Annotated in this window: 29 protein-coding genes; 1 reads left to right on the top strand and 28 read right to left on the bottom strand. The window is 26.1% G+C overall.

Going from position 1 to position 25,358, the window contains the following annotated elements; translation table 11 throughout:
* Positions 1-57: 57 nt before the first annotated feature.
* The 10 genes from D3Z33_RS07130 to D3Z33_RS07175 form a co-directional block, all read right to left on the bottom strand.
* Positions 58-1,182 carry a D-alanyl-D-alanine carboxypeptidase family protein gene (locus tag D3Z33_RS07130; protein ID WP_160197093.1) on the bottom strand — a complete coding sequence of 375 codons (1,125 nt, stop codon included), beginning with the start codon at positions 1,180-1,182 and terminating at the stop codon, positions 58-60.
* A gap of 29 nt (positions 1,183-1,211) precedes the next feature.
* Positions 1,212-1,634 (bottom strand): GerW family sporulation protein, encoded by a 423-nt coding sequence (gene ytfJ / locus D3Z33_RS07135; protein WP_160197094.1) that lies wholly within the window; start codon positions 1,632-1,634, stop codon positions 1,212-1,214.
* 3 nt (positions 1,635-1,637) lie between these two features.
* Positions 1,638-2,237, bottom strand: a complete 600-nt coding sequence (locus D3Z33_RS07140) for a DUF2953 domain-containing protein (protein ID WP_160197095.1) — start codon at positions 2,235-2,237, stop codon at positions 1,638-1,640.
* Positions 2,238-2,287: 50 nt separating this feature from the next.
* On the bottom strand, positions 2,288-2,824 hold the full coding sequence (gene scpB, locus D3Z33_RS07145) for an SMC-Scp complex subunit ScpB (RefSeq protein ID WP_160197096.1): 537 nt from the start codon (positions 2,822-2,824) through the stop codon (positions 2,288-2,290).
* 4 nt (positions 2,825-2,828) lie between these two features.
* A complete protein-coding gene (locus D3Z33_RS07150) occupies positions 2,829-3,563 on the bottom strand; it encodes a segregation and condensation protein A (RefSeq protein WP_160197097.1) in 735 nt (244 codons plus the stop codon).
* Between the two features lie 352 nt (positions 3,564-3,915).
* Positions 3,916-5,073 carry a D-alanyl-D-alanine carboxypeptidase family protein gene (locus D3Z33_RS07155; protein WP_160197098.1) on the bottom strand — a complete coding sequence of 386 codons (1,158 nt, stop codon included), beginning with the start codon at positions 5,071-5,073 and terminating at the stop codon, positions 3,916-3,918.
* Positions 5,074-5,158: 85 nt separating this feature from the next.
* The gene (locus D3Z33_RS07160) at positions 5,159-6,484 is read right to left on the bottom strand and encodes a pyrimidine-nucleoside phosphorylase (protein WP_160197099.1); all 1,326 of its coding nucleotides are present in this window, start codon (positions 6,482-6,484) and stop codon (positions 5,159-5,161) included.
* 114 nt (positions 6,485-6,598) lie between these two features.
* On the bottom strand, positions 6,599-7,489 hold the full coding sequence (xerD, locus tag D3Z33_RS07165; protein WP_160197100.1) for a site-specific tyrosine recombinase XerD: 891 nt from the start codon (positions 7,487-7,489) through the stop codon (positions 6,599-6,601).
* 309 nt (positions 7,490-7,798) lie between these two features.
* A complete protein-coding gene (gene spoIIM, locus D3Z33_RS07170; RefSeq protein WP_160197101.1) occupies positions 7,799-8,416 on the bottom strand; it encodes a stage II sporulation protein M in 618 nt (205 codons plus the stop codon).
* Between the two features lie 62 nt (positions 8,417-8,478).
* The gene (locus D3Z33_RS07175) at positions 8,479-9,024 is read right to left on the bottom strand and encodes an NUDIX hydrolase (protein WP_160197102.1); all 546 of its coding nucleotides are present in this window, start codon (positions 9,022-9,024) and stop codon (positions 8,479-8,481) included.
* 102 nt (positions 9,025-9,126) lie between these two features.
* Here D3Z33_RS07175 and D3Z33_RS16935 point away from each other — a divergent pair, with 102 nt between their 5' ends.
* Complete coding sequence (locus tag D3Z33_RS16935) at positions 9,127-9,258, top strand: hypothetical protein (RefSeq protein WP_279279072.1); 132 nt, start codon at positions 9,127-9,129, stop codon at positions 9,256-9,258.
* 62 nt (positions 9,259-9,320) lie between these two features.
* Here D3Z33_RS16935 and D3Z33_RS07180 read toward each other — a convergent pair whose 3' ends face one another.
* From D3Z33_RS07180 to D3Z33_RS07265, 18 genes are all read right to left on the bottom strand, one after another.
* Positions 9,321-9,419 carry a sporulation initiation factor Spo0A C-terminal domain-containing protein gene (locus D3Z33_RS07180; RefSeq protein ID WP_347561228.1) on the bottom strand — a complete coding sequence of 33 codons (99 nt, stop codon included), beginning with the start codon at positions 9,417-9,419 and terminating at the stop codon, positions 9,321-9,323.
* 172 nt (positions 9,420-9,591) lie between these two features.
* The gene (locus tag D3Z33_RS07185) at positions 9,592-10,701 is read right to left on the bottom strand and encodes an Ig-like domain-containing protein (protein ID WP_160197103.1); all 1,110 of its coding nucleotides are present in this window, start codon (positions 10,699-10,701) and stop codon (positions 9,592-9,594) included.
* 87 nt (positions 10,702-10,788) lie between these two features.
* Positions 10,789-11,127, bottom strand: a complete 339-nt coding sequence (locus tag D3Z33_RS07190) for a hypothetical protein (protein WP_160197104.1) — start codon at positions 11,125-11,127, stop codon at positions 10,789-10,791.
* An 86-nt stretch (positions 11,128-11,213) separates the two neighbouring features.
* Entirely contained in the window at positions 11,214-11,885 is a 672-nt protein-coding gene (locus tag D3Z33_RS07195) for a hypothetical protein (protein ID WP_160197105.1), read from the bottom strand.
* Positions 11,886-11,895: 10 nt separating this feature from the next.
* Positions 11,896-12,735: an SHOCT domain-containing protein gene (locus tag D3Z33_RS07200; RefSeq protein ID WP_160197106.1), complete on the bottom strand. Its 840-nt coding sequence runs from the start codon at positions 12,733-12,735 to the stop codon at positions 11,896-11,898.
* A 672-nt stretch (positions 12,736-13,407) separates the two neighbouring features.
* Positions 13,408-14,718: a phage portal protein gene (locus D3Z33_RS07205; RefSeq protein ID WP_160197107.1), complete on the bottom strand. Its 1,311-nt coding sequence runs from the start codon at positions 14,716-14,718 to the stop codon at positions 13,408-13,410.
* Positions 14,719-14,762: 44 nt separating this feature from the next.
* Positions 14,763-15,935 (bottom strand): hypothetical protein, encoded by a 1,173-nt coding sequence (locus D3Z33_RS07210; RefSeq protein ID WP_160197108.1) that lies wholly within the window; start codon positions 15,933-15,935, stop codon positions 14,763-14,765.
* A 47-nt stretch (positions 15,936-15,982) separates the two neighbouring features.
* A complete protein-coding gene (locus D3Z33_RS07215; RefSeq protein ID WP_160197109.1) occupies positions 15,983-16,123 on the bottom strand; it encodes a hypothetical protein in 141 nt (46 codons plus the stop codon).
* A gap of 19 nt (positions 16,124-16,142) precedes the next feature.
* On the bottom strand, positions 16,143-17,690 hold the full coding sequence (locus D3Z33_RS07220; protein ID WP_160197110.1) for a hypothetical protein: 1,548 nt from the start codon (positions 17,688-17,690) through the stop codon (positions 16,143-16,145).
* Positions 17,690-18,085, bottom strand: coding sequence for a hypothetical protein (locus tag D3Z33_RS07225; RefSeq protein ID WP_160197111.1), 396 nt, complete (start codon positions 18,083-18,085; stop codon positions 17,690-17,692). The genes D3Z33_RS07220 and D3Z33_RS07225 overlap by 1 nt, the downstream gene beginning before the upstream one ends.
* 278 nt (positions 18,086-18,363) lie before the next feature.
* Positions 18,364-18,945, bottom strand: coding sequence for a hypothetical protein (locus tag D3Z33_RS07230; protein ID WP_160197112.1), 582 nt, complete (start codon positions 18,943-18,945; stop codon positions 18,364-18,366).
* Between the two features lie 9 nt (positions 18,946-18,954).
* A complete protein-coding gene (locus D3Z33_RS07235; protein WP_160197113.1) occupies positions 18,955-19,164 on the bottom strand; it encodes a hypothetical protein in 210 nt (69 codons plus the stop codon).
* 15 nt (positions 19,165-19,179) lie between these two features.
* Positions 19,180-19,974, bottom strand: coding sequence for a hypothetical protein (locus D3Z33_RS07240; protein ID WP_160197114.1), 795 nt, complete (start codon positions 19,972-19,974; stop codon positions 19,180-19,182).
* A 114-nt stretch (positions 19,975-20,088) separates the two neighbouring features.
* Positions 20,089-20,310, bottom strand: a complete 222-nt coding sequence (locus D3Z33_RS07245) for a helix-turn-helix domain-containing protein (protein ID WP_160197115.1) — start codon at positions 20,308-20,310, stop codon at positions 20,089-20,091.
* Between the two features lie 66 nt (positions 20,311-20,376).
* Entirely contained in the window at positions 20,377-21,207 is an 831-nt protein-coding gene (locus D3Z33_RS07250) for a hypothetical protein (protein ID WP_160197116.1), read from the bottom strand.
* A gap of 69 nt (positions 21,208-21,276) precedes the next feature.
* Positions 21,277-21,747, bottom strand: a complete 471-nt coding sequence (locus D3Z33_RS07255) for a hypothetical protein (protein WP_160197117.1) — start codon at positions 21,745-21,747, stop codon at positions 21,277-21,279.
* Between the two features lie 90 nt (positions 21,748-21,837).
* Complete coding sequence (locus D3Z33_RS07260; RefSeq protein ID WP_160197118.1) at positions 21,838-22,011, bottom strand: helix-turn-helix domain-containing protein; 174 nt, start codon at positions 22,009-22,011, stop codon at positions 21,838-21,840.
* Positions 22,012-22,404: 393 nt separating this feature from the next.
* A complete protein-coding gene (locus D3Z33_RS07265; protein ID WP_160197119.1) occupies positions 22,405-25,119 on the bottom strand; it encodes a hypothetical protein in 2,715 nt (904 codons plus the stop codon).
* Between the last annotated feature and the right edge of the window lie 239 nt (positions 25,120-25,358).

The raw sequence follows: 25,358 nt of genomic DNA on the forward strand, positions 1-25,358 counted from the left end.
TCATAACATAGTTTTATATTTATTATAAATCAATTTTATAATAAAAGGACTTTTAAACTAAAAGTCCTTTGAGAAAAAATATTCTATTTTATCATTTAATTTTGTAAATATAGATTTTTGTTTCAGTTTTTCATTAAGAATAATATTACTCTTATAAATAATATTATTTTTTAACTTTATTACAATATTAGAAACTACATAACCCTTTTCCACGGGAGCAATTAAATTATCTTTTGAATTCACTAATATATCGACATCTTCTAATTCATTTTCTTGTAAGGGATAAGTAAAATCTTCAGGAATAAAAATAGGTAACTGCTGAATACTACTATTTTTAATATCTAAGTACTTAATAAAAGTATCTTTTCTTATAATTGTTGTTTTTTTATAATTTTCAAATCCATAATCAAACAATTTATAACTATTTTCAAACCAATTATTATCATCTAATACAACTGCAATAAGTTGCATATTATCCCTTGTAGCACTTGCAACTAAGCAGCGGCCTGCCAATTTAGTATATCCTATTTTAACTCCATCACCACCTTTGTATTGAGATAATGTTTTGTTTTTATTATAAAAATGTGATGGAGTTTCTCTATCTGGAACATAATCATTAGTTTTTGATATTTCTCTAAAAATGTCATTTTTTAATGCTTCTCTAGTAATAATCGATAAATCATAAGCTGTGCTATAATGATCTTCAGAATGTAATCCATGTGGATTTGTAAAATTTGTATTTTTAGCACCAATTTCTTTAGCTTTTTTATTCATTAATACTGAAAAGTTTTCAATACTACCTGCTATTTCATGTGCAATTGCAACTGCAGCATCATTTCCTGATCTAAGCATAAGACCAAAAATTAAATCTTTTAATTTAATTTTTTCATTGGGTTTTAAATAAATGCTAGATCCTTCTATTTCAGTCCATTCCTTTTTTATAGTTACTACTTTATTTAAATCTCCTTTTTCAATAGCAATTAAAGCTGTCATTATTTTTGTAGTGCTTGCTATGGGGAGCTTTTGAGAAATATTTTTAGAGTAAAGAATTCTTCCACTATCTCTTTCTATGAGTATGGCACTTTTTGCAGATATATTTTCATTAATTGCAAATACCGTAGTTGAAATCATAGATATCATTATAGTTATTAATATGGTTAATAAAATTGTTTTCTTATACAAATAATCACCTCTCATTAAACTGAATGATATTAATTTTTTTCACTATCGATATTTTGATTGTTTTTAGATTTATCTTTAAATGAACTACTTACTTTTGGTAAAAGCTCTAATATGCTATTTACTATATTAGTACCTTGATCTACAGGTAGTAATTTCATTTTACCATTTCCTGCAACTATAAAAGCTACAGGTTGAACTGATACACCAGCACCTGACCCTCCACCAAAAGGCATTTTAGAATTTGTATTTTCAGCTTCTTTTTCAGATATATTTTTTTCTCTCCCAAATTCACTACCTCCAGATGCAAATCCCAATGAAACTTTAGATATTGGTATAATAACTAATCCATCAGGAGTTTCAACTGGATCTCCTACTATGGTATTTACATCTACCATTTCTTTAAGTGATTCCATTGTTGAATTCATTAATCCTTCAATAGGATGATTAGCCATAGTTTATTCACCACCTTTTATCTTTAATGATAATATTGATTTAATTATATAAATAATTTTAATTTTAAATAGACAATTAAATTCAAATTCAAAAACATTTCTATTGTAAATAGTGTTTACTAAATAATTTAAATTTATTATATAAAATTTAGAATCTAAATAATAAAATAAATTAGAATATAAGGAATATATTAATCCATTTAAAATAGCACTAGTAAATGCATCTTTATTACCTATATTTGTAGTTAATAATATATTATGTATTCTTATATATCTTTTAATTTCGTTATATAATATTGAAAAAAATTTTCTTTTTAAATTTTTTTCAATATTATATAATTTATCATTTAATTTAAATTGTTTTTTCTTTTCATTTAATATTTTTTTATATAATATTACTTTTTGATAAAACTCAATATAAATATTATCATCTTTTATTTTAAAATATAGAAATGGAATTTTTATAGTAAAAATTTTAAACTTATAAATGCTAATAATTATTTCTAATTTATTAACATTATTATTTCTAGATATCATTATATTAATTGATATAGAAATATTTAAAAAAATTATTACTAATAAAAAAAATAATAAAAAATACAAGTTTATCACTCCATTTTATTATTTTGCGTATATAAAAAGAAAATAATACATTAAAATGTATTATTTTCTTCTAATATAACATCTTTTAATTTAGGTAACTCACTTATATCTTTTAATCCAAAATGTCTTAAAAAATTATCTGTAGTTCCATAAATAATTGGCTTACCTGTTCTATCAAGTCTTCCTTTTTCTTCTACTAAACCTTTATCTATGAGTGTAGATATAGATTTATCACATTTAACCCCTCTAATATTTTCAATTTCTACCCTAGTTATTGGTTGTTTATAAGAAATTATAGATAATGTTTCAAGAGCTGCATTTGATAAACCTTTATTAGTTTTCTCTGGCATTAGTTTTTTTATATAATCATAATGTATAGGTCTTGTAGCAAGTTGATAGCTATTTTTTATTTTTATTATTTGTAAACCTCGTCTATTATAATCAAATTCATCTATCATTTCTTCTATTATGCATTTTATATCCTTTTTATTTATTTCAAGTATTTTATGTAAAGAATCAATAGATAGAGGTTCCCCCCATATATAAAGTACTCCTTCAATTATTCCTTTAACCTGTGTTTTATCCATATAATCACCTATGTTTTTTTCTTATACTTATATCTGTAAAATTATTTTCTTGAATTATATCTATTTTTTTTAATTTAAGTAATTCTAATATTGCAACAAATATTGCAACAATGTTTGTTCTAGTTAACTTATCTTCAAATAAATTAGTAAACTCTATCTTCTCTATATTATCTAGTTTATTCTGCACAAATTTCATTGCCTGTTCAATACTCATTTCTTCTTTTTTTATTTCATGAAATTTTAAATCATTTTTTTTAAAGTTATTACTTTTTAAAATTCTATCAAATGCTTTTACTAAATTATTTAAATCTATTCCTTCAATTGTTATATCCTTATTTTCAGGATATGAAATTTCTTCCTTAGGTTTATAAAAAACTTTACCATGTATATCAAACTTATTTTTCAACTCATTTGCAGCATTTTTATATTTTTTATAAATTATCAACCTTTCTATAAGTTCCTCTCGTGGATCTATACCTTCCATTTCCATTTGATCATCTTTAATATCATTTTTTGGCAATAACATTTTAGACTTTATTTCTAATAAGGTTGCTGCCATAAGTAAAAATTCACTTGTTACTTCTAAATCTAACTCTTGCATTTTAGATATAAATTCTATATACTGTTCAGCAATTTTAGCAATAGAAACGTCGTAAATATCTACTTCTGATTTTTCTATGAGATGATACAGCAAATCAAATGGTCCTTCAAAACTTTCCAGTGTAATATTATATTTCATATTAATTGCTCCTATCAATTAAGCTAATAACTCAATTAAATTCTTATATTAAAAATTGTTAATGGTATATATAATTAAACTATATTCAAATTTACCTGATAATAAGATAGTAAGTATTTTAGATTAATCTAAAAAAAGTAAAAACAATAAGTTAAATGATGCTAGTACAATATTATATCATATAAAAATGAAATGAAAACTAATATATTATTTATGCTAGAAATAGAATTTAATACTAATTAAATAGTTAATTTATGTATTAATTCATAAAATGTAATATTTAATAATAAAAAAGCTAAATATATTTTATAATTTATATATTAAAATTACAAATATATTTAGCATAATCAAATCATTTAGTTGTTAAATTTTTAAATAATTTAGCTAATATGTTTAAAATATTAGCTTTTTTTATGTCTGTATCAATAATTAATTCTTCCTTTAACAATATTTCACCTTCAGATTTTACAATTATTTCTCCTACTTTATCACCTTTCTTTATAGGAGCTTTAACTGTATCTAATAATTTAATTTCTTTCTTTATATCACTTTCATTATCTTTTTTCATAAGTATATCTATATCATCTTTAACTCTTATTTTTGCATATTCTTTTTTTCCTTTTTCTATTGATATCTTATCCACTATATCTCCTTTTTTATTAAGGGATATAGATTTATAATTAGAAAATCCGTGATCAAGCAATTTTTTTGAATCCTCATTTCTAATTTTTGAAGATTTAGAACCTAATATTACACTTATAAAAGTAGTATTATCTTTAGTTGCTGAAGCAGCTAAACAATACCCTGCCTTTTGAGTAAATCCAGTTTTAATTCCATTTGCACCAGGATAAAAACGAATAAGTTTATTTGTATTAACAAGATCCTGAGTAACATCTCTATCTTTTCCAACTTTTATAGAAGTAGTCCACATTGAAAGCCATTTATGAACTATTTCATGTTTTAAAAGTTCTCTTCCCATAAGAGCAATATCATATGCAGTAGTTAAATGTTCTTCATCTGGCAAACCAGTAAGATTTTTGAACTTTGTATTTTTCATATTTAATTGTTTTGCTTTTTTATTCATCATTTCTAAAAATAACTCTTCACTTCCTGCAATATATTCACCCATAGCAACAGAAGCATCATTTGCAGACCTTAAACAAATAGCCTTAAATAGTTCTTCTACTGTATTCGTTCCTCCTGCCTCTAAATATACTTGGCTTCCTCCCATACTAGCAGCATTTTCACTTATTAAAACTTGATCATCTAGATTTATTTTTCTACTTTCTAATGCTTCACTTGCTAAGATTAAAACCATAATTTTAGTTATACTAGCAGGTTCTAGTTTCTTATTAGGATTTTTTTCATATATTACCTTACCAGATTTAAAATCCATAAGTATAGCAGCTTTTCCATCCACTTCAAAAGGTTCCATAGCATAAATATTAAATGGCAATACTGATACTATAATAAATAATATTACTAATATATTTAAGATTTTTTTAATCATAAAAATCCTCCTCGTATAATTATATTTTCCATGTAGTTTATTATTATACGAAAAAAACTACTAATAGTATTAGTAGTTTTTCGTTTTATATCTTTTTAATTCCATCTTTATCAACTGTACCATAAATTATTTTCTTTTCACCTATTTTTTCAGATGAAATTTTTATGATTTTTTCAAGTCTATTTAATGTATCTTTAAGTTTATCTTTATCATTTCCATGTAAAGATGCAATTATTTCGCCTTTTTTTATTTTTTCAAATTTCTTTTTATTTAGTACTATACCTGCAGACATGTCTATTTCACTTTCTATTGTCTTTCTCCCAGCTCCTAATAAAAGTGCACATCTACCAATCTCTTCTGCATTCATTTGTGAAATATATCCAGTTTTTTTAGCTTTAAAGTGCATAACATTATTTGATTTTGGTAGTAAATCTAAATTTTCAATTTGTTCTACATTGCCACCTTGATTTTTAATAAATTGCTTAAATTTATTAAAAGCACTTCCATCTTCTATTTTGCTCATTAAAAGTTTTCTTCCTTCTTCAAGATTTTTAACTTTTTTACCTAGTAATAGCAATCTAGAACCTAATGAAAGACAAAGCTCAACCAAGTCCTCTGGACCATGTCCTTTTAATGTTTGTACTGCTTCTTTTACTTCAAGTGCATTACCTACTGCATATCCTAAAGGTTCATCCATATCAGATATTATGGCCATTGTATCTCGATTCATGCCATTGCCTATATCTACCATTTCTTTTGCTAATTCAAAAGCATCCTCTAATGTTTTCATGAAAGCTCCACTACCAACTTTAACATCAAGTACAATTGCATCAGAACCTGAGGCTAATTTTTTACTCATAATACTACTAGCAATAAGAGATATATTATCTACAGTGGCAGTAACATCTCTTAATGCATATAATTTTTTATCAGCAGGTGCTATATTAGAAGTTTGCCCAGCAACAGCTAGTTTGATATCATTTACATTTTTAATAAATTCACCTTTACTAAGATCAATTGAAAAATTTTCAATTGATTCTAATTTATCTAATGTACCTCCAGTATGACCTAATCCCCTTCCAGACATTTTAGCAACAGGCAAATTACATGCAGCAACCATAGGTGCTAATACAAGAGTAGTTTTATCACCTACTCCTCCTGTGCTATGTTTATCAACTTTTATTCCATTAATAGAAGAAAGATCTATTTCCTCCCCTGATTTTAACATTGCATTAGTTAAGTTTAAAGTTTCAGCTTTATTCATTTTATTAAAAAATATAGCCATAAGTAGAGCAGATGCTTGATAATCAGGTATATTTCCTTTAGTATAATTTTTTACAAAATATTTGATATCTTCACTGGTTAATTCATTTCCATCTCTTTTTTTCTTTATGATCTCATACATATCCATTATTTCGATACCTCCTGTGAATTATGTTTTATATAAAATAGAATGAAATTTATTTAGTTTTATATTTACCCATAATATTAAATAATATTGTTAATAATCAAGGTAATTATTATATTATGCTCTTGGATGTGCTCTCTTATAAACTTCATTTAAGCGTTTATTATCTGTATTGGCATATATTTGAGTAGAAGATATATCAGCATGTCCTAATAAAGTTTGTACAGATTTTAAGTCAGCTCCGTTTTCAAGTAAATGGGAAGCAAATGAATGCCTTAATATACGAGGAGTTATTTTTTTATCTATAGATGCTTTCTTCTTGTAATATTTTATTATTTTCCAAAATCCCTGCCTTGTTAGTGGGTTACCATTGTAATTTAAAAACAAATAATTTTGATCTTTATCTTTTACGAACTTTCTTCTAAATTCATTTAAATATAATTTTAATGAATTTAGAGCAATATTACCAATAGGTATTACTCTTTCATTTGTAAACTCTTTAGATGTTATAACTAATCCTAAATCTAAATCTATATCTTCTATCTTTAACTTTAATAATTCACTAACTTTTAAGCCTGTTGCATAAAGCAATTCTAGCATTGCTTTATCTCTTATTCCTTTTGTTGTTGATATGTTTGGCTGTTCTAAAAACATATCAACTTCTTTTAAAGTTAAAGTCTCAGGAATTTTTTTATTTTTTTTAGGTGATTTCAAGTTCAAAGTAGGATCTTTTTTAATTAAATTTTTATTTAATAAATATTGATAAAATGCTCTTATAGATGCTAATCTACGAGATATTGTTGAAGAAGCTCTTCCTTTTCTTTCTAAATAAAGCATATATGTAATTATAGTAGTTTGTGAAATTTCTTTTAAATCTTCCGTCACATCATTTTCATTTAAATAATTAATAAATTGATTTAGGTCTCTTGTATAACATTCTATCGTATTTTGAGATAATTCTTTATCCCATTTTATATAGTCTATAAATTCTGTCGTTAATATATTCATTTCATACTCCTTAAATGGATTTAAAATACTTTGTTTTTATATTCTACATTAACATTTAAAATCCTTCATTTTAAATGTTAAAATAAAAATATATTATTTTGATAAAATAATATATTGAATTCATCTTTATATACCTATATGAAAAAACTAATATAGAATTAGATGGAGGTGGTTCATTTATACTGTTGATATATTTATATTCTTCTATAAATATTTTAATAGTAACTAATAATATTAATATTATTAGTATTATTTTTATTTTTTTTGAAAAATTGTATTTCATAAATTATCTACTCCTTATTTAAAAAATTATAAAATTATTTTAATAAGATAAGGAGTAATATAGGCTTCTATTATTCCTGCAAACAAAAAAGCAATTAAAGACAAAAAAACAAAGAATGAAAATCTAAAAATTTCTTTTAATGTATTTTCCCTTTGTGGTTTTTTTCTATTTTTTATGAAATTAATGCTATAAATTGTTGATAAAGAAGATACTATAATAAGTCCAGGTATTATAAATATATTAGGTGGAATTAAAGTTAAAAAAGATAATAAAAAACCTTTAAATCCAAAATTATCAATCATAAAACCAATTGTGAATCCAATTGTAAATCCTCTTAATAAAATAATTGTAAAAGTAATAGGGAGTCCTATTACAATTATACCCATTACCCAAATAATAATGGTAGTCTTAAGATTGTTCATAATTGAATCTTTAAGCAACATAGTATTTTGTACTTCTTCATTTTCAATAATCTCAAAAAAATTATTTAAAAAACTATATAAATCACTTGTTTGTGATTCAGACATTATTTTTATAGTAATAACACCAGCAGATATTCCTATCATTATTGTAATTATAATTGATAAATAAACAAAAATATTTTTCTTAAAGTGTTTTATAAATTCATTTTTAAAATTAGACAATTAAAAATCCTCCTTTATACAAGCTATACAAAATATTATGCTTTTAAGGAGGATTTTATTACTTATTCATTTTTACTAGCAAATGTAGCATTAATCATTTGAATGCCAATAATTGTTTTACCATCACTTATTTCTCCAATTTGAATCATATGGAGTAATTCATCCAACGAATATGTTTTTACATCAATATATTCATCAATATCTGGAGTAGCAATCCCTTCTTCTAATTCTCTAGCAAAAAATAAATGAATTTTCTCATTACAAAATCCTGGTGAAGTATAAAACTCAGTCATATATTCATATTTATTAGCTGTCAGACCAGTTTCTTCTTTTAATTCTCTAATAGCACATTCCTTGGGTTCTTCTCCAATCTCTATTTTACCTGCAGGTAATTCAAGAATTTCTTTATCAATAGATTTTCTATATTGATTAACCAAATATATTTTATTATCTGAAGTTATAGGAACAATACATACAGCACCAGGATGTTCTACAATTTCTCTTTTTGAGTATTTTTTATCTGGTAATTCAACAGTATCTATTCTTAAATTTAATACTTTCCCTTCATATACTTTTTCAGATTTCATAGTTCTCTCAATATAACTCATCAAAAACCTCCTAAAATAATAAGAATATTTTATAGGTACTTACATATACTTAACTATATTATATATATTTTTTCAAATTTGTAAAGCTTGGAGGCTATTAATATGTATAAAACATTTACTGATAAACATTTATTATTAATTGGTAATATTGATGATGTACACAAAAAACTCAAATATTATTCTTTTAAATTTCAAACTTTAGGTGAATTAATTTCTTATTTAAATAATTCTTAATATCAATTATGATAAGATTTATTATGATATAACTAAACAAAAAGAACAATTGTTCTTTTTGTTTAGTTAGTCCTTTCTAACCTTAATTTATCAGCAACCATTGCTATAAATTCACTATTAGTAGGTTTTCCTTTATTATTTTGAACGGTAAGATTGTTCATTTTTACACATTTATTAAATTATATCGTATACCCTTCTATGACATCTTTATTGGTATAACTCTCTCTTATTTATCGGTATTATTATATTAAATATTATACCATACTTTTCTATTTATACAACTATTTTTAAAATTATTTATTATCAATTATGATAACATTTGTTATGATTATATTACCATGCACTTATAACTTCTATTTCTCTAGTTGTTATAATACTATTATCTTCTATTAAAGTTGCAGTAATTGTAACTGTTCCTTTTGTTTCACCATAAACTTCAATTGAAGTTTCATCTTGACTATTAATTGATACATTTGCATTAGATACATCCCATGTAACGCCCTTAGAAACTGATACACCTCCATTTGTAACATTAGCAGTATAAGTTCTAGTTTCCCATTGTTTTAAGATTGCATCTCCTACTATTTCAATAGCATAACTTCCACCAGTTGCTACTTCTTCAATATTTAGTGCTATAGTATCTGTAACACCTTCATAATCAACCGTTATATCTACACTACCAACTGAAACGCCTGTTACAAGTCCCGTATTATCAACAGTAGCAATAGTATTATCACTAATATTAAATGTTAATATGGGATTAGATACAGGCATATCATTCTTCATAGCATCTACATTTATTTGTAAAGTATCACCTACATATAAATTAGTAGTTGTATTAGTTATAGTAACGCTATAAGTATCAATATTTATTCTATCTGCATCGGCTATTTCATTTACTTTATCATCATTAGGAACAAATAAATCTTTATCTGCATAGATTTTATATATTCCCTTTTCCGCATTTGTAATAGATATTATTTTCCAGGCCGACTTCATTTTAATAAACCTTTCTCCTATTGGTATTTGACTTGTAATATCATCTTCTTTAATGTATATAATAATCTTACCTTCTCCAAGTGTAATATATTTATTTTCATCTAATCCAACACTACCCTCATCTACAATAGCAGGAATAGGATATACAGTTTCACCTATAATAAAGTTAATATCAAACCTTATACGTCTTATAGTGTATTTACTATATACATTATTAATGCTTTCTTCTTCATGGATAATCATATAATCTACACCTAGTATGTTTATAAAGTCGCCTTGTTTTACTTGTCTTAACTCTGCAAATAAATATTTATGATCTGTTAAAGATTTACCATCTTTTAACTCTTGCATAAATACCCTTATTGTTTCTGTATTATTTAATGTTGCATTATAACCAAACTTTTTAAGATGTTGTTTGAATTGGTTTTTTAATGGATTCAACAAATAATCACCTCTTTCAAAAAAATAAGGACTTTATATTTTAGTTTTAAGCCCTTTAAATAAATAAAGGAATACAATAGCACCCCCTTATTATCCTCTTGTAAATAATAAACTTACATTTGTACTTAATTCTTCTGTTTCGGGAATATTTAATATTCTATTTCTGATTCTATCTATCCTATCATTTAAAAATCTTATTGCCTCACTCGTTGTAGAAAATTCTGTTTCTACCTTTCTCATCAAATCAACATCATTAGCAACCGACTCTAATATATCTGTAACTGTATACAATAAGTCCCTTTGCATACTAATTTTTATATATACATCTGTATCTACAAGATTATTTTCTTCTAAGTAAACCTTATACTCTGCATTTGTAAAATATTCTTTGTTGTTAAGTTCTAACTTTAATCGCTCTAATACTGTCATGGTCTCAACTCCTTTTTAATTTTATGTATAAAAAAATACTGGTAAATTCCAGTATTTAAAAACTTTTTTAAATTTTATTTTTTAGTTTACTTATTTTTATTACTAAAGTATCTACCATATATATTTTTTTGTTGTTTTTTAATTATTTTAATATTTTTTTCTATTCTCTCGTTTATTTTCTTATGATTTTTATCTATTAGATCTTGAATATAGTCATAATCTTCCCTTCTATTCTTGGAAAATTCATTATTTAAGTTATACTCATTTTTAAATTCAATTATATTATTCATACTAACTTTACTAATTTCTTTTGTTTTTTCTATAATCTCTTTACCTTCAAATATAAAATTTTTAAAATCATCCATGTAATTAAACAGTATTAATTCATTAGTATCAATATAATACTGAAAATTGTTAATTTTTATTTTTAGTTCTCCTTTAATATGGTCAATTTTTATTTTATATTCGCTTAAATCATTGAATATCTCATTTATATTATCTTTATCATTCTTATTATATGGAAATATAATTGGCGAATAAAATATAAAAATCTTGTTTTGATATATTTCAATTTTGTTTTTTATTCTTTCAAGTAAATAAGATATTTCTTCAATGTGATTTTTAGTTTTTATATAATTCTCTTGTTGCAACTCATATACTATTTTTTTCTTTTGTATAATACAATTGCTCCAGTATGTTATTATTCCTCCTACAATTACTCCAATAGTTCCTGAAAGTACATTTGATAATACGTTCACTATATCCCACCTAATTTATTTTATCTAATAATTCTTTCTTTTTAAATCTAAATTCTTCTTCTGTTAAAATTCCTTCATCTCTGAGTAAAGATAATCTTTTTATTTTATCAATGGCATCATTTTCTTTTTTATTTACTTGATCTATTAAATAATCGTTTTTTATACTCTCATAATCTTTATCAGGTATTAATTCTTTTAATGATTGATATGCATTATTATTAAAAATTATATCATATTTTTTGCTATCTAAATTAATTCTTAAAAGCACCTCTCTATTGTCATGTGTAATTGTTTCTGACTTAATTGGGTCGCCTTTCACACTTTTTCTACTTCCGACAACTGCACCAACACCACCTGCTATAAGTCCTCCTGCAACTGCACCACCTACAGAAGTGCCACCACCAGAAACACCACCACCAGATATCTTATTTTCTCTATATACTTCACCTCTCATGTTGAAGTATTCTATATCATCTAATGGTATTACTATTTTACCAACTCCACCTTCAGTTTTATCGAATAAACATAAATTATCTTCAGTAACCCAAGTTTTGAGATGAAAATTTTTCTTATCAATAAGTGGATGTCCATGCTTATACTTAATAGATTTTGTCTCTTCGGGTACTTCATACTTTTCCATTAATACCTTTAATCTTTGTTCTTCTTTTTCCTTTTTCTCTTCTTGAATTCTTTGCTCTTCTTTCATCTTCTCCATTCTTTTTTTGTCAGTTGCCATCCCGTATGTAATAAGTATAATAATAAATAATACTAAACTTACTATTCCTATAATAGGTGAAGAAAGGAACAAAAGAAATACAATTAAACCCAACATTATAAAACCCCAACCCATAAAACAACCCCCTTTTTCTTTTCTATATTTTATCATATTTGTTATTAAATTTTCAATATTCAACATTTTTTTGATACTATCCTAATCTAAACATATATAATACGAATCTCAGATGTAGTAATATAAAGGTTTAATATCTAGTTTAAAGTAAATAATGAACAGAGATTATATTAGAAACTTTAAATTTTTGTTTGTAGAAAAAAAGTGTACTTACTCCCCGTACCCAACCAAATAAGGGGTAATCGATTCTAATGTCGCAAAATAAATATTTTGCGACATTAGAATAAAGCTATATAATTTATGTCAAACCCTTATAAATGTGTTAATCATGTATATTATAACTCATTTTAAAAGGTAGATATAATTATTATTATATCTACCTTTGTATATTTATAGTATTATGTAAACTGTATAGGGTATATTTTAAGTCATCAAAATATAGTATAACATTACTTAAAATGGATTAATTTAGACATTTACTCTATAACAGAGATTTTTAAGTGTCCTAATTTCATACACTACTATACCTATTTTGTTACACTATACTATATCCCTACACTCTATACCCTTTGTCTATTGCTTATTAACTAATCTTTATACACTATACCCCACACCATGAGTAATGTTATAATTTTATAAATTTCTAACATTTTACTATGATATACCTACTACCTATTCACCTTCAGTTTTACTATCTTTACTTTCATGTTCAATTCTCTTTATCTCACTGTCAACATTATTAGTTAATGGACTCTTTTCAATATATGTACGTCTACTAATAACACCATCTTGATATTGCTTGCTTAACTGCTCTATCACTTCAGAACTATCTATAGGTCTATTATAATTAAATTCTATATCAATGTAATCATCATCATTAAACTTAATTCCTTTTTTATTTAATAATAATTCTAACTTCTCAAATCTTTCTTCTAGTCCATCCCTAAGATATACTTCTAACTCCCTAGCCATTGCATCTAAATTCTGATATAGTATCTTTAAACTAACCTCTGATACATTAGCTATATTAGATTGTCCAAACATATGAGAAGGAACTCCACTTATAATAACCAACTGCTCTATCAAAGCATTGTATAATATCTTAATACTATTACTGTCTAACTCGGCAACTGCATATTTAAACTCTGCTCCATCTTCTAAATTAATCATATAACCTATACCATCTGCATCAATAGTACCTGAAACCCTTTGTCCTGATACATAAGGAATAGGATTTAAACTTAATATTGTAATAGCATCATCCATTTTATTTAATAGATATTCCAATTTCTCTAATATAGGTTTTATATCCTCTAATAAACTTCTACCAAAGTTTTCTTCCTCGGTATTCTGTCCATTAATGTAATGAATAGGTAGACCTGTTATATTTGCTTTAGTATCCTCTAAGATATAGTTACCACATGCATTAGTCCACTTTTCAACTATATTAGGTTTATATACTATGTAATATGATATACTACTTACGGCATCTGTCCAATGTTCTATAAAGCCGATATAATCCCCTTCATCACTATATATAGGGTATCCATCTTCAGAACTGATAAGTTTACTTGTTCCCTTACCATTACTATAATACACATATTCAAATATATCTCCATATTGATTAAGGTCTTTTACTACCTTATAATTAATACTATTATACTTACCTTTTCTGAATACCTTGTTATATTCCTTTACCATGTTATCTGTACCTGTTAAACTAACCTTCTTACCCATTATATAAGAATTATGAGTCCTTAGAATTGCCTTTGCAGTTTGTAATATCATCTTAGATACCTTTAGTTCTTTATCTTTATATGTTATATCTTCTCGTTCTAGTACCTTATGTAACTTTCCATTCAAGTATTGTTTATTATTTAATACTTTACTAATCCTCCCTATATGATGAGCTTGTTGTATTTCCTCTGCAAACCAATAAGGATTGTTACTATAATGATCTTGTATGTATTTATCTAATTTCATAATATAACCTCCTATATTAAAATAGAAAGGTCTTTTAGACCTTTCTATAAGTTAATTAATTCTTCTTTACTTAACTCTCTAATGATTTCTCCATCATTACAAAGATATATATTTTCAATATCATTAGATGATATTTTCCCCCATATAACATATTCTTGTGATGTTATATAGTTATATACCTGATGATTATTTAAGTTTATTTTAAATATAATATAATCTCCTTGTTTAAAGTTTTTATCATCGCTTATATAATTTATTTTAGTATGATCCATTCCACCAATTATCCCATAAGTTTTACAGTAATTAATATCTGGACTTAAGAATATCTTATTATACTTTTCATCATCAATATTCTTATTTATTCTTTCTATATTTCCATTCTTTAATATTTCTTTTGCAGCCCAAACAGAAGTGCCATGGTATTGACTATCAATTAAACCATCTAAAGGATATATAGTTTTTGTAGATTTCATTTTTAAATCTCCACCACTGACAATATAAATATCCTTATTCTTCTCCACTTTGTATAATCCTTTATTATTGAGATAGTCGTAATGTTCATAGATGTTAGAAAACTCTCTACGTGGCTTTTCAACTTCTTTCTCTATCCCTTTAATATTAAACATTTTATTAATTTCTTCTTTAGTAAAACCTTCCTTAGCATAATATTCATACATATCCTCAAACCATTTATCTAATTTAGCCATTTCTCTTCTCTTTTCAACTAAATCTTTTCTTACTCTTATTACTTTTTCTGTCAATTCATCTTGAATATATTCAATTTTTTCTTGTTTGAGTTCATTAAGAGATATTTCTTTTACTTCTCCACCTTCTAATAGATAGATTTTAAGTAGATTTTCTATTAATGGTATTTCCTTAGAATTTACAAAGAATAAGTTTCCCTGTCTATTCACTAGTAAATGTTCTCTTTTATAAAGTTTGAATTTACTTAAATCTAACTGAAATATAATATGTTTTTGGTAAATCGACCATCTAGTCGCATATTTAATAGATTCTTTGAGTTTATCCGTAAAGAATATCTTACCAATATTAAAATAATTATTTCTTCTAGTACCTAAATCAAACATATCCTTACTTAATAATTTATCAGTCCCTAGAATATTCTTTGCCGACTCAATATCTGTTCCATGATAAAGATAAGAATCATCAAGTATAATAGAAGATTTATAATCCCAGAATATAGGTTGTTTTTTCACTTGATATTCTACTCTATCTCCTTTATCTATTTCCTGTAAATTATCCTCTAATTTAGTAATGTTACAATCTTTAATACCTTCATGTAATCAATATTATCTCTGTATTCTCTTATTAATTGAATCTTGTTGTTTTTATACTCTATAAATACCTTATCCCATATTTCTTGTAAATAATCTCTCATATCCATATTAATCAATCCTCCTATTTTATCCTTTATACCAAATTCCTGTATTAAGTCCTTCAAGGGCTAAACATATTGCCATTACTGTATCATCATGTTGTCCACTAATAGCACCCATTTTCCCATTTTTTGACTTAAATACTTTCATTTCTTCTAACAGTATTTTACTATTAATGAGTATCTGTCCTTCTTCAAATAATTCCCTTAATCTATCCACCATAATTGGCTTAGTTTTACCATTAGTTACAAAGCCGACTTTCTTCTTAGCCCTACCCCTAGCATCATAATCCTTATGTTTATGTAGGTTTGGATATTTATAGTCATATTTGAGTTTAGTTATAATCGAATGTCCACTGGATGCCTTTTCTATTGTCATATAACCTGTATTATAGTAAGTCCCTATTTGATAGCATACCTCTGCGAAAGTATGTGGGGCTAACTTGTTATGTCTAAACTCTGCAACTTGTATTCCTTCTTCAGATACCACTTCTATTACAGAATAGTCCTGCCCTATACCTTCCCCACTATCTACACCTATATAATATCTAGTGTCGGGCTTAGGTTTTTCCCATATAAAAAGCGTCCTATTCAAGTAAAATTTCAGATTACTTGATAAGTCGCCTAATTTATTATTATTTATTGTTTTAGGAAGGTATCTTGTACGTTCTAGTATCTTTTTACTATCAAATACATTATTTCCTGTTGAAACGAATGCTTCAACATCATCAAAGGGAAATTCTTGTGCAAACTGATCTCTGCTTGAATTTGCTATTTTCATTCTACGCCATGTAAGAATATCTAAATTAAATCTACTATCTAATTCTAATAGATGTAATTCTTCTGTAGTTAAATCATCTTTAGTTAAATCTCTACCATGAATATTCCTATATATTTTCTTTTGCTTTGCATGGTCTTTCTTGAACATTTCTAAAGTATCAAGATAATTAAAAAAGAATGGCTTATATGAGTTCTCGCCATCCTTTGCTTTACCATAAAGTTGATGATAAAAATTTCCTATACCATTGGCAGTTGATTCAATAAAAATCTTTCCACTTGGTACTAATGCTTGTTCTAAGGATAATAATTGTCCTTTTGCTTGATCTCCAACAAATGCCAACTCTGATATATGTATAAGTTTTAAACTTGATCCTCTGCCTAAATCCTTCTTACCCATAGTTTCACAATTAATACTACTACCATTCTCAAATGCTAATTCCTGTCTATTATTTCTTTTGAGTTTAGGTTTTATAGCATCAGGAATAGTATAGTATATAGTTTTTAATTTATTAAATATAGACCTTGTACTCTCTATTCTATGACTAACCATTAAACAATGAGTATGTGGAGTTGTAAGTGCATAATATAATGCTAATGCACCTATAAATACACTTCCTCCCCCTTGTCGTGCCTTTAAGATAATATTATAATCATCCATTCCATCATTTATAGCCCGTTGCATTGTATTTAATTTAAAGGGTACTATTACACCATCTTTATTAGGTAAACTCATAAAATTTTCTATGTATAGTTTAGGATCGCTTAATACCTTTCTTAATTTATCTGCTTTTTTCATTATTCTTCAATCCCTAAATTTATATTATCTAATATACTTTCTAATTCATTCTTACCTTCAATGTCCTTGAAGAAGTCCTTTGAAAAGTCCATTAAATACTTAGCCGACTGAACATCTCCATCTAATGCCTGTTGATACATTTTATCGTATATATTCTTCATTTTTTCGGTATGTAATAACTTCATATAATATTGTATTCCCTTGCTAACATCTGGCTCTAATCTCCATTTCTCCACGTTCTCCCTCTGCAAATCGCCTAATACCTTTTTATTTAAATCTTCAAAGTCCTCTCTCTCATCTTCTGGTGTACAATACCATACAATGTAACGTGCTTTCTTATAGTTTGTCATATCCGTTAATATTTGCATAAATGTTCTGTTATCTGATCTACCCATACTATCACCTACTTTTAAATGATTACCCCCTAGGTCGGAAAAGAAAAGATTTTTCCTCCCTTCCCCCTAAGGGGGAATTTAATTTTTTTATTTATTATTTATGATTGCTTATGTAATCTTTAATTTTATGTTTACTATGTACCTAATTTATTTATGTAGAACAAAGAAGTAATTTACGGTCAAAAATATGAGTAAATACCTATATTTCAATGTTTATTAAGGTTTTTATTAGGTTCTATATGCACCTAATATCCCTATTATTAAGTTCCTATTTGCACCTAATAACGAGTAATTGGTATATAATCCTTAAATAATTCCTTTGTATAGGTATATACTCTATCTCCTGCACACATTAAATGAGGATTGCAATATATTTCTCTAGACCTTGTTCCACCGACTCTTTTAATAAAATGTTTTTCTTCTAATTCATCAAGTGCATATACTAATGCTTTTTTCTTAAGTCCTGTTATTTTCATTAAATCTTTATTATTAATTCTCTTACCATCTTTGAAAGCAATTCTGTTTGATATAAACTCGATATATACCTCTATAGAAAATAAAAAAGCCCTTGAATCAGGGCTTAACTCTATAGTATTCACATATTCTCTTAGTTCAGTTCTGTAAATTTTTATAAAATGGCAATCCTTTTTCCAGCTATAAATAATTTCTTCTTGTTCTTCTCCTACCATTTTCTTTACTTCTTTTTCTACCGCTTTATCTTCTTTGATATGTTTATCTAAATCTTTTAAAATATCCTTTATATCACTTTTATTTTCTACAATTTCACCTGTATCAATATCTATTATTTTATTATCTTCAAAATCAATATTATAATTGCCTATCTGATATCCCTTTATCATAACCTACACCTACTCTTGTATGCCTTGTTGTATTGCTCGTCTATGTAATTTCCATCTATTAATTATATCCTCTGTTTCTTGGTTACGTTCAAAGAGTGCATAATAATCTCCATGCTTTCCTATTCCTACACGTTGGGGTTTTAATCCCTGTTCTAGTAACCAATTCACTTGCTCAAGATGATATATGTAATAGTCATTTTTATAAATTTTATCATTCATGTTTAATCTTCCTTTCTATAATGCCGAATACTTTAATGTATTTTTATAAATTAATGCACTACTAAAAATCCTATTTCTTTCTTTTTCAAGTATTTTTATATTACCTGGACTTAGATTAATACCTTCATCAAAAAATCTATGAGTGACTTCAAATTTATCTTTTGGTAGAGTTAAATCTATATCAAATAAAAAAGACAAACCTTGAAGGTCTATCTCGGTATGTAAGAATCCATTTTTTAAATTTATATCTTTATGTAAATTGTACTTCCTAATAATATTATAAAAGTATTGTTTATTGTGTTTTCCTACTATTTTTGTAAATATAGGATATTGTAATATATCGTTATAATAATATTTGAATAAGTCCTTGTTAAAATAATATTGCTTAAAAGCTACATCTACACTAATTAATACTTCAAGTTGTTCTTCTGTAAAACTACTTAAATCTATATTATATAGAGAAAGTATTGTTATAAGTGTTGATCCTGCAAACTTATTAGTATAATTTGCCCTTGTAATATCTTTATTGAGAGATACTACATCAGGATTTTTAAAATAAGTTACGTGATTACCGAATACAGTTGCATTTTTAACTACTGCATCCATATCTACACCTATAAAACCTTTCCTATCAAAAGAGTTAGTATATCCTAGTTGTTTAAAATCGTAAAATCCCCTTACTTTACATCCAAACAATCTATTCAATACATAGCAACTAGCTAAACTGTCAATATCATTTGTTAATATTAATTTCTTATCTCTTAAATCCTCGTACCATTTGTTAAATTTGTTCTTAAATTCTTTTTGCATTTGCCATCTCTGAAGTACAAGCAAACCAACAAACACCTTAAATTTTACTTATTTAAGAACCCCTTGTGTCCATTACCCCTAAATGATTCTCCTTCTAATTTACACCTCCACGTTTTATTTATTAGATTTTTTATTACTTCTTCTTTTTACTATTGCTCTTGCCTCTTTGCTATTTAAAAATTTAATCCATTTATTATACTTATCCTCTGGTATTTCTCTCTGTTCATTCTCTAACATAGATATATAATTTCTCTTTACATCTAATTCCTTTGCAATGTCGTCTTGTATAAGTCCTTTTAATATTCTCATTCTCTTTAACTGATAACCTCGTAACATAATATACATCCTTTCAATTTATTATTGTGACAAATAGTCACTTAAAAAAGAAGGGAATCACCCTTCTTATACATTAGTTGATTTAATTACAACTACACCATCATCTTTAACTAATGCAACTGCATACATCATGTCTGCATATATATTAGTTCTCTTGTAAGATGCTTCTCTTTCAAGCTCTATATCTAAATCTTTTGCAAACTTATACCCTAACGATCTTTTCTTTATAACAAAAGTAATACACTCATTATTTGTAGAATCATAAGTACCTTTATCTGTTACAAATACTGGTATTCCTCTGTAGTAACCTAAAAGACCATTTCTAATAAGTCCATTACCTGACACAGTTGTTGTGTTTTGTGCATCTGTAAACTCTGGCATAGCATAAAATGAAGGTATTAAAAGAGAATTAACTACAATACCTGAAAATTCATCTATGTCCCTCTCATCACCATAGTTTAATAAAGCACTTTCTATTTCTCCTGAAGTTATTGCGTTAGGACTAGAACAAGTAGCTTGAAATGGAGTTGTTTTTGCAACTTCTATCAAATCTGCATCGAGTTTTCTAGCCATAACTATTGAAGTTTGAGATGCACCTTCTTCTAATTGATTTCCTATACTAGTTTTATTCGAAGAATCATAACATCTAACTCCCTTACCTACCTGTTTGATTAACACAGATTGCTCTGTTTGTTGTAATTCTTCTGTAGAAATTTGATCTCCCTTTGCCATTTCATTAGGATCGCCTATCAAAGACCATTTGGGGAAAGTTATTTTCTCACCTTGCCCCATACCTTCTAAGTTACCCATATCATCGGCTAATTGTAAGATTTTAACCTTGCCATCAAATTTTTCTCTGACAAGACCTGCGTAAATATCTTTTTTAATTAATGTCATATGTAATCACACCTTTCCGTTTTTGTTATCTATGTAAAAAGAGTACCTAGAAAACTATTCTAAATACTCTTAGTTACTTAACTTTTTATATAAATCAGGATTACTATCATATAATTCTAATCTTTGTGTATAGTTCATTTTCTTAAAATCTTCTTTAGATATAGCATCACCTTTATTAACTTTCTTTTCAGGTTTATAAGAACTATCTAATACAAAATTATTGATTATTTCTCCTAGCTCTTTTCCTACATCTTCAATATCTAATTCATCACTAATATTGATATACTTGCCTAAATCTTTTGGTAAGTTATGCTTTTCTAAAGTATCCCTTACTTTGAATTGATTTTCCTTTGCAAGTAACTCTTTTTCTTTCTTCTCTAGTTCAAGTTCTTTTTCTGATTTTTGACTAGGTTTAAGACCTTCTAATTCAGTTTCTAAAGGTTTGATTTTCTCGCTATACAGTTGAGTCCTAACTCTGTCCTCTGCTCCTTGTATAGCTTTCTCATAATCCTCTTTTGTCATGTTTTCTTTCCAATCCATATTTACACATCCTTTCAGTTTGCTATAATTAGCCCGAATAATCGTTCCAACTATGCACCCTAATTTTTTATATTAAAAATAGGACTATCTCTAGTCCCATAAATAATCTATTAATCTATTCAATTTTTCTTCTGATAAATCTTTTTTACCATTTTTAAACTGTGATAGCATTGATCTTCCTACTCCAATTTGTTTAGCAATAAAATCATATTTGATACCTTTGCTTTTCACAGTTTCTATTAATCTTTCTCTTACAAAATCCAATACTATCACCACCTTAAAAGTAAATTTTTGTTTACTAAAAAAAATAAAAGCCCTACCCAAAGATAGGGCATTAACGGGGAATATTGTATCATGGCAAATACAATATACAACAATATAATTATTTGAGGAGATGTAATTCATCTCACAAAAGGAAAAAGGATATACATCCTTTAAATAATATTTAAGTTTTTAAACACTATTTAAAAAACATATATTTACATAAAAGATTGATTTTATTGAAAAGTTATATTAATTCAATAAAAAGTATTGACTTTAGTTTTCCATATATGGTATACTTAAATTTTAAGAGATATTATTCAAAAAAATAATCCCTATGGATAAAGGATAGCTAATCCTCTAACCATTAGGGAACATTTTAATGTATTAAAACACCTAACTTACAAGTATATCTTTATCCACAGTTTCGACATTTTCCCTTATAATTTCCAGTTCTTTCTTTTTATTGCTCTTAAATATGTTTAAAAACATCTCTTTATCTAGTTTATAAAATGTGTTAAGTAGCTCTGTTTTATCCTTAAACCCTATTCTATATTTCTTCTTATTAGTAAATACTCTAAATACAATATCGCTCATAGTTTCCTCTTTGATCTTAAATTTATTAATCTTATCTATATACTCTTTCTTTACATTATCAATTTCTTCATATCTTTCATCTTCATCTATAATATTTTCAATCGCACTTCTGATTCCGTTGCCCATTTCTTCAACATATGAGAGTATTTTATCTCTTTGTCTAGCTTTAATATTAATGTTAGAATGAGAATTAAGCATTTTTTCCATTTTAATTGTCTCCCTACTTTGTGCCATATCAATATCATCTAATATCGTGTTTAAGTAATCAACTGGACAGTTATATATTCCATACTTATCTTCGTTCTTTTTAGTGCCTTTTGATTTACTTTTCTTTTTATATTTGTTCTTGTTTTTATTGTTTTCTGATACAGATTTAAAAAATATAGGTTTTAATTTTTCTATCAAGTCACTTTTCTTTAATTCTCTAATTTGTTTATCAACATCAACTTCATACATCCTCTTCGCACTATCAATTGCAATTTCCGATAAAATAGTTGTTATGTCTATACCTTCAAGCAATCTATTAAGTTTATCACCTATGGTATGATTATTTATTAAATCCCAGTATGTACTCATATAGAATTGTCCTATATTTACCACTGTGCCAATATTTCTTTGACTTTCAGAAAGTATATTGTCAATTTTAGCCATATTTATTGGATCTACTATATATTGCCTACTATCTGTGTCTACTTCATTTACACAAACTCTGTATTTTCCAAAACATTTTTTAGCATTTTTTAACAATATGCTATCAGAAAGCAATATCAAAGTGTCAGAATCGTAATCGCTACCCGATAGTATCCTCTGAAGAGGGAAGTCGATGGCATTAACACAGATAATGTTTTCTGATAAATTAAAATACTTACTAATAAAATCGTTATTTTTATTCTTGACTACTAGTACATTACTTGGACTTGTATGAGGATTTCTAAATGCCACATACTCTAATCCAAATGGATGTAATGTTGTATACACTTCATTTTCTTTTAATTTATACTTACTATCATCGACACCTATAGAATGATAAAGAAAGCTAACAGGATTGCCAACTATAGTGCAATAATCACCAACTAATCTAATCTTCCCCCTCTTGCAATGAGAAATATAATTGTGTATATCTTTCTTTCTTTTGTTTTTAAATACCTTAGTATTAACTATATTATTATTCCTATTATAAATATCTACAAACATCATATTACTATTTACTTCATTATCATTATCTTTTAAAAACTCTATATATGTACTATCATCATTTTTTAATTTTTCTATATAATTAACCTCTAATTGACTCAGCTTTTTCATATCATTATAGGATATTGGCATACTATTTAACATTTGATAACTAGTTTGATTTAAAATATTTCCTTCTTGGTCTTTACCTCTTTTACTTTGTTTGTCGAATTTACATATACCAAATATACTATCATCTTCTTTGACTTTCTTTTTCCAATGATTCCACATTTTCGGTCTACTACCTTTTATAAAACTGAATTTTAATGCTTTTAAAGAATTAGGAGTTATAATCATATGTATATCTTTCGCATACATTTCTTCACCAAACATATTTTTAACTTTATATGTATTAAAATCTATTCCTTTTTTATTTGCATGATCTTTTAAAAACTGTTGTATATTTGTATTAAAGACACAACTTTTAAACATATGTTGTCTTAATAGCATCATTCCTTTGTCTGTTTTACCTATACTCTTAAAATAACTACTATCAAGTAGGCCTTCTCCATCATATAAATCATTTTCCATTATGTACTCTTTATTTCTAAAACTTTTCAAAATACCTTGTTCATTTGTTTTTACAACATTAGCATCAATTTTAAAATTGCTCTTCACATCATCAACTATTAAAATATTATCAGGATTAATTTTTATAATATCTTCTATACTACTACTAACCAAAGATTCGTAAGCAAGCAATGAAGGATAATCAATATCATTTCTATTACCTAGATTCATTCCCAATCTCGACCACTTTATCATCTTGTTTTTTAGTTGTTTTCTTATAAATAGTACCTGCCCCGTTCTACTTTTTGCACCAGTACGTTTGTATACTACATATTCAATTTTCTTACCATTCCCAAAATCAAGTTTAAAACCTTCTGTATATAACTTTTCCCTTAGTTTTTTACTGCTTATACCATTCCATCTTTCATCTTCTATTTCACTGTTTATTGTTTTTATAAATTCTAATAATTTTTCCTTATATTCTTCTTTTAATTCTTGCTTTTCAATTTTCTCCCTTAGTCCCTCAATTACCTTTTCACCTTTTTTAACTTTCCAATCAAACTTTACATTAATTAAATCCCTAGTCATTAACTTGTCATATTTTTTACTCTCTACAACCTTTAATCCAACTTCCCTTAATTTTCTTAGTTCTAAACTATAAGGGATCATTCCTATATACTTTTGTTTAATACTGTAGTTGTCATCATTCCTGTATTGATGCTCGTATATTTCTGTTCCTTCTAAAGACATTATGTATACATTGTTATTCAATAGTATTCCCCCCGTATTTTTTTAAAATTTATACTTGACACTATAGTTTTTTTCTGATAAACTTGATTTAGATGAAAATAGTGAGATTATGGATAATTGTGCATACGCAGACCTCCTCGTTAATTATTATATCATGGATATAGGGTTTGTCAATGTATTATTTGTTTTGTAATGAAAATGTAACATAAAATTGTTAAACAATAGATTTTATCTATTGTTTTTTTATTGCCTGATTTCTC

This window comes from Senegalia massiliensis (assembly GCF_009911265.1).
Taxonomy (GTDB): domain Bacteria; phylum Bacillota; class Clostridia; order Tissierellales; family SIT17; genus Anaeromonas; species Anaeromonas massiliensis_A.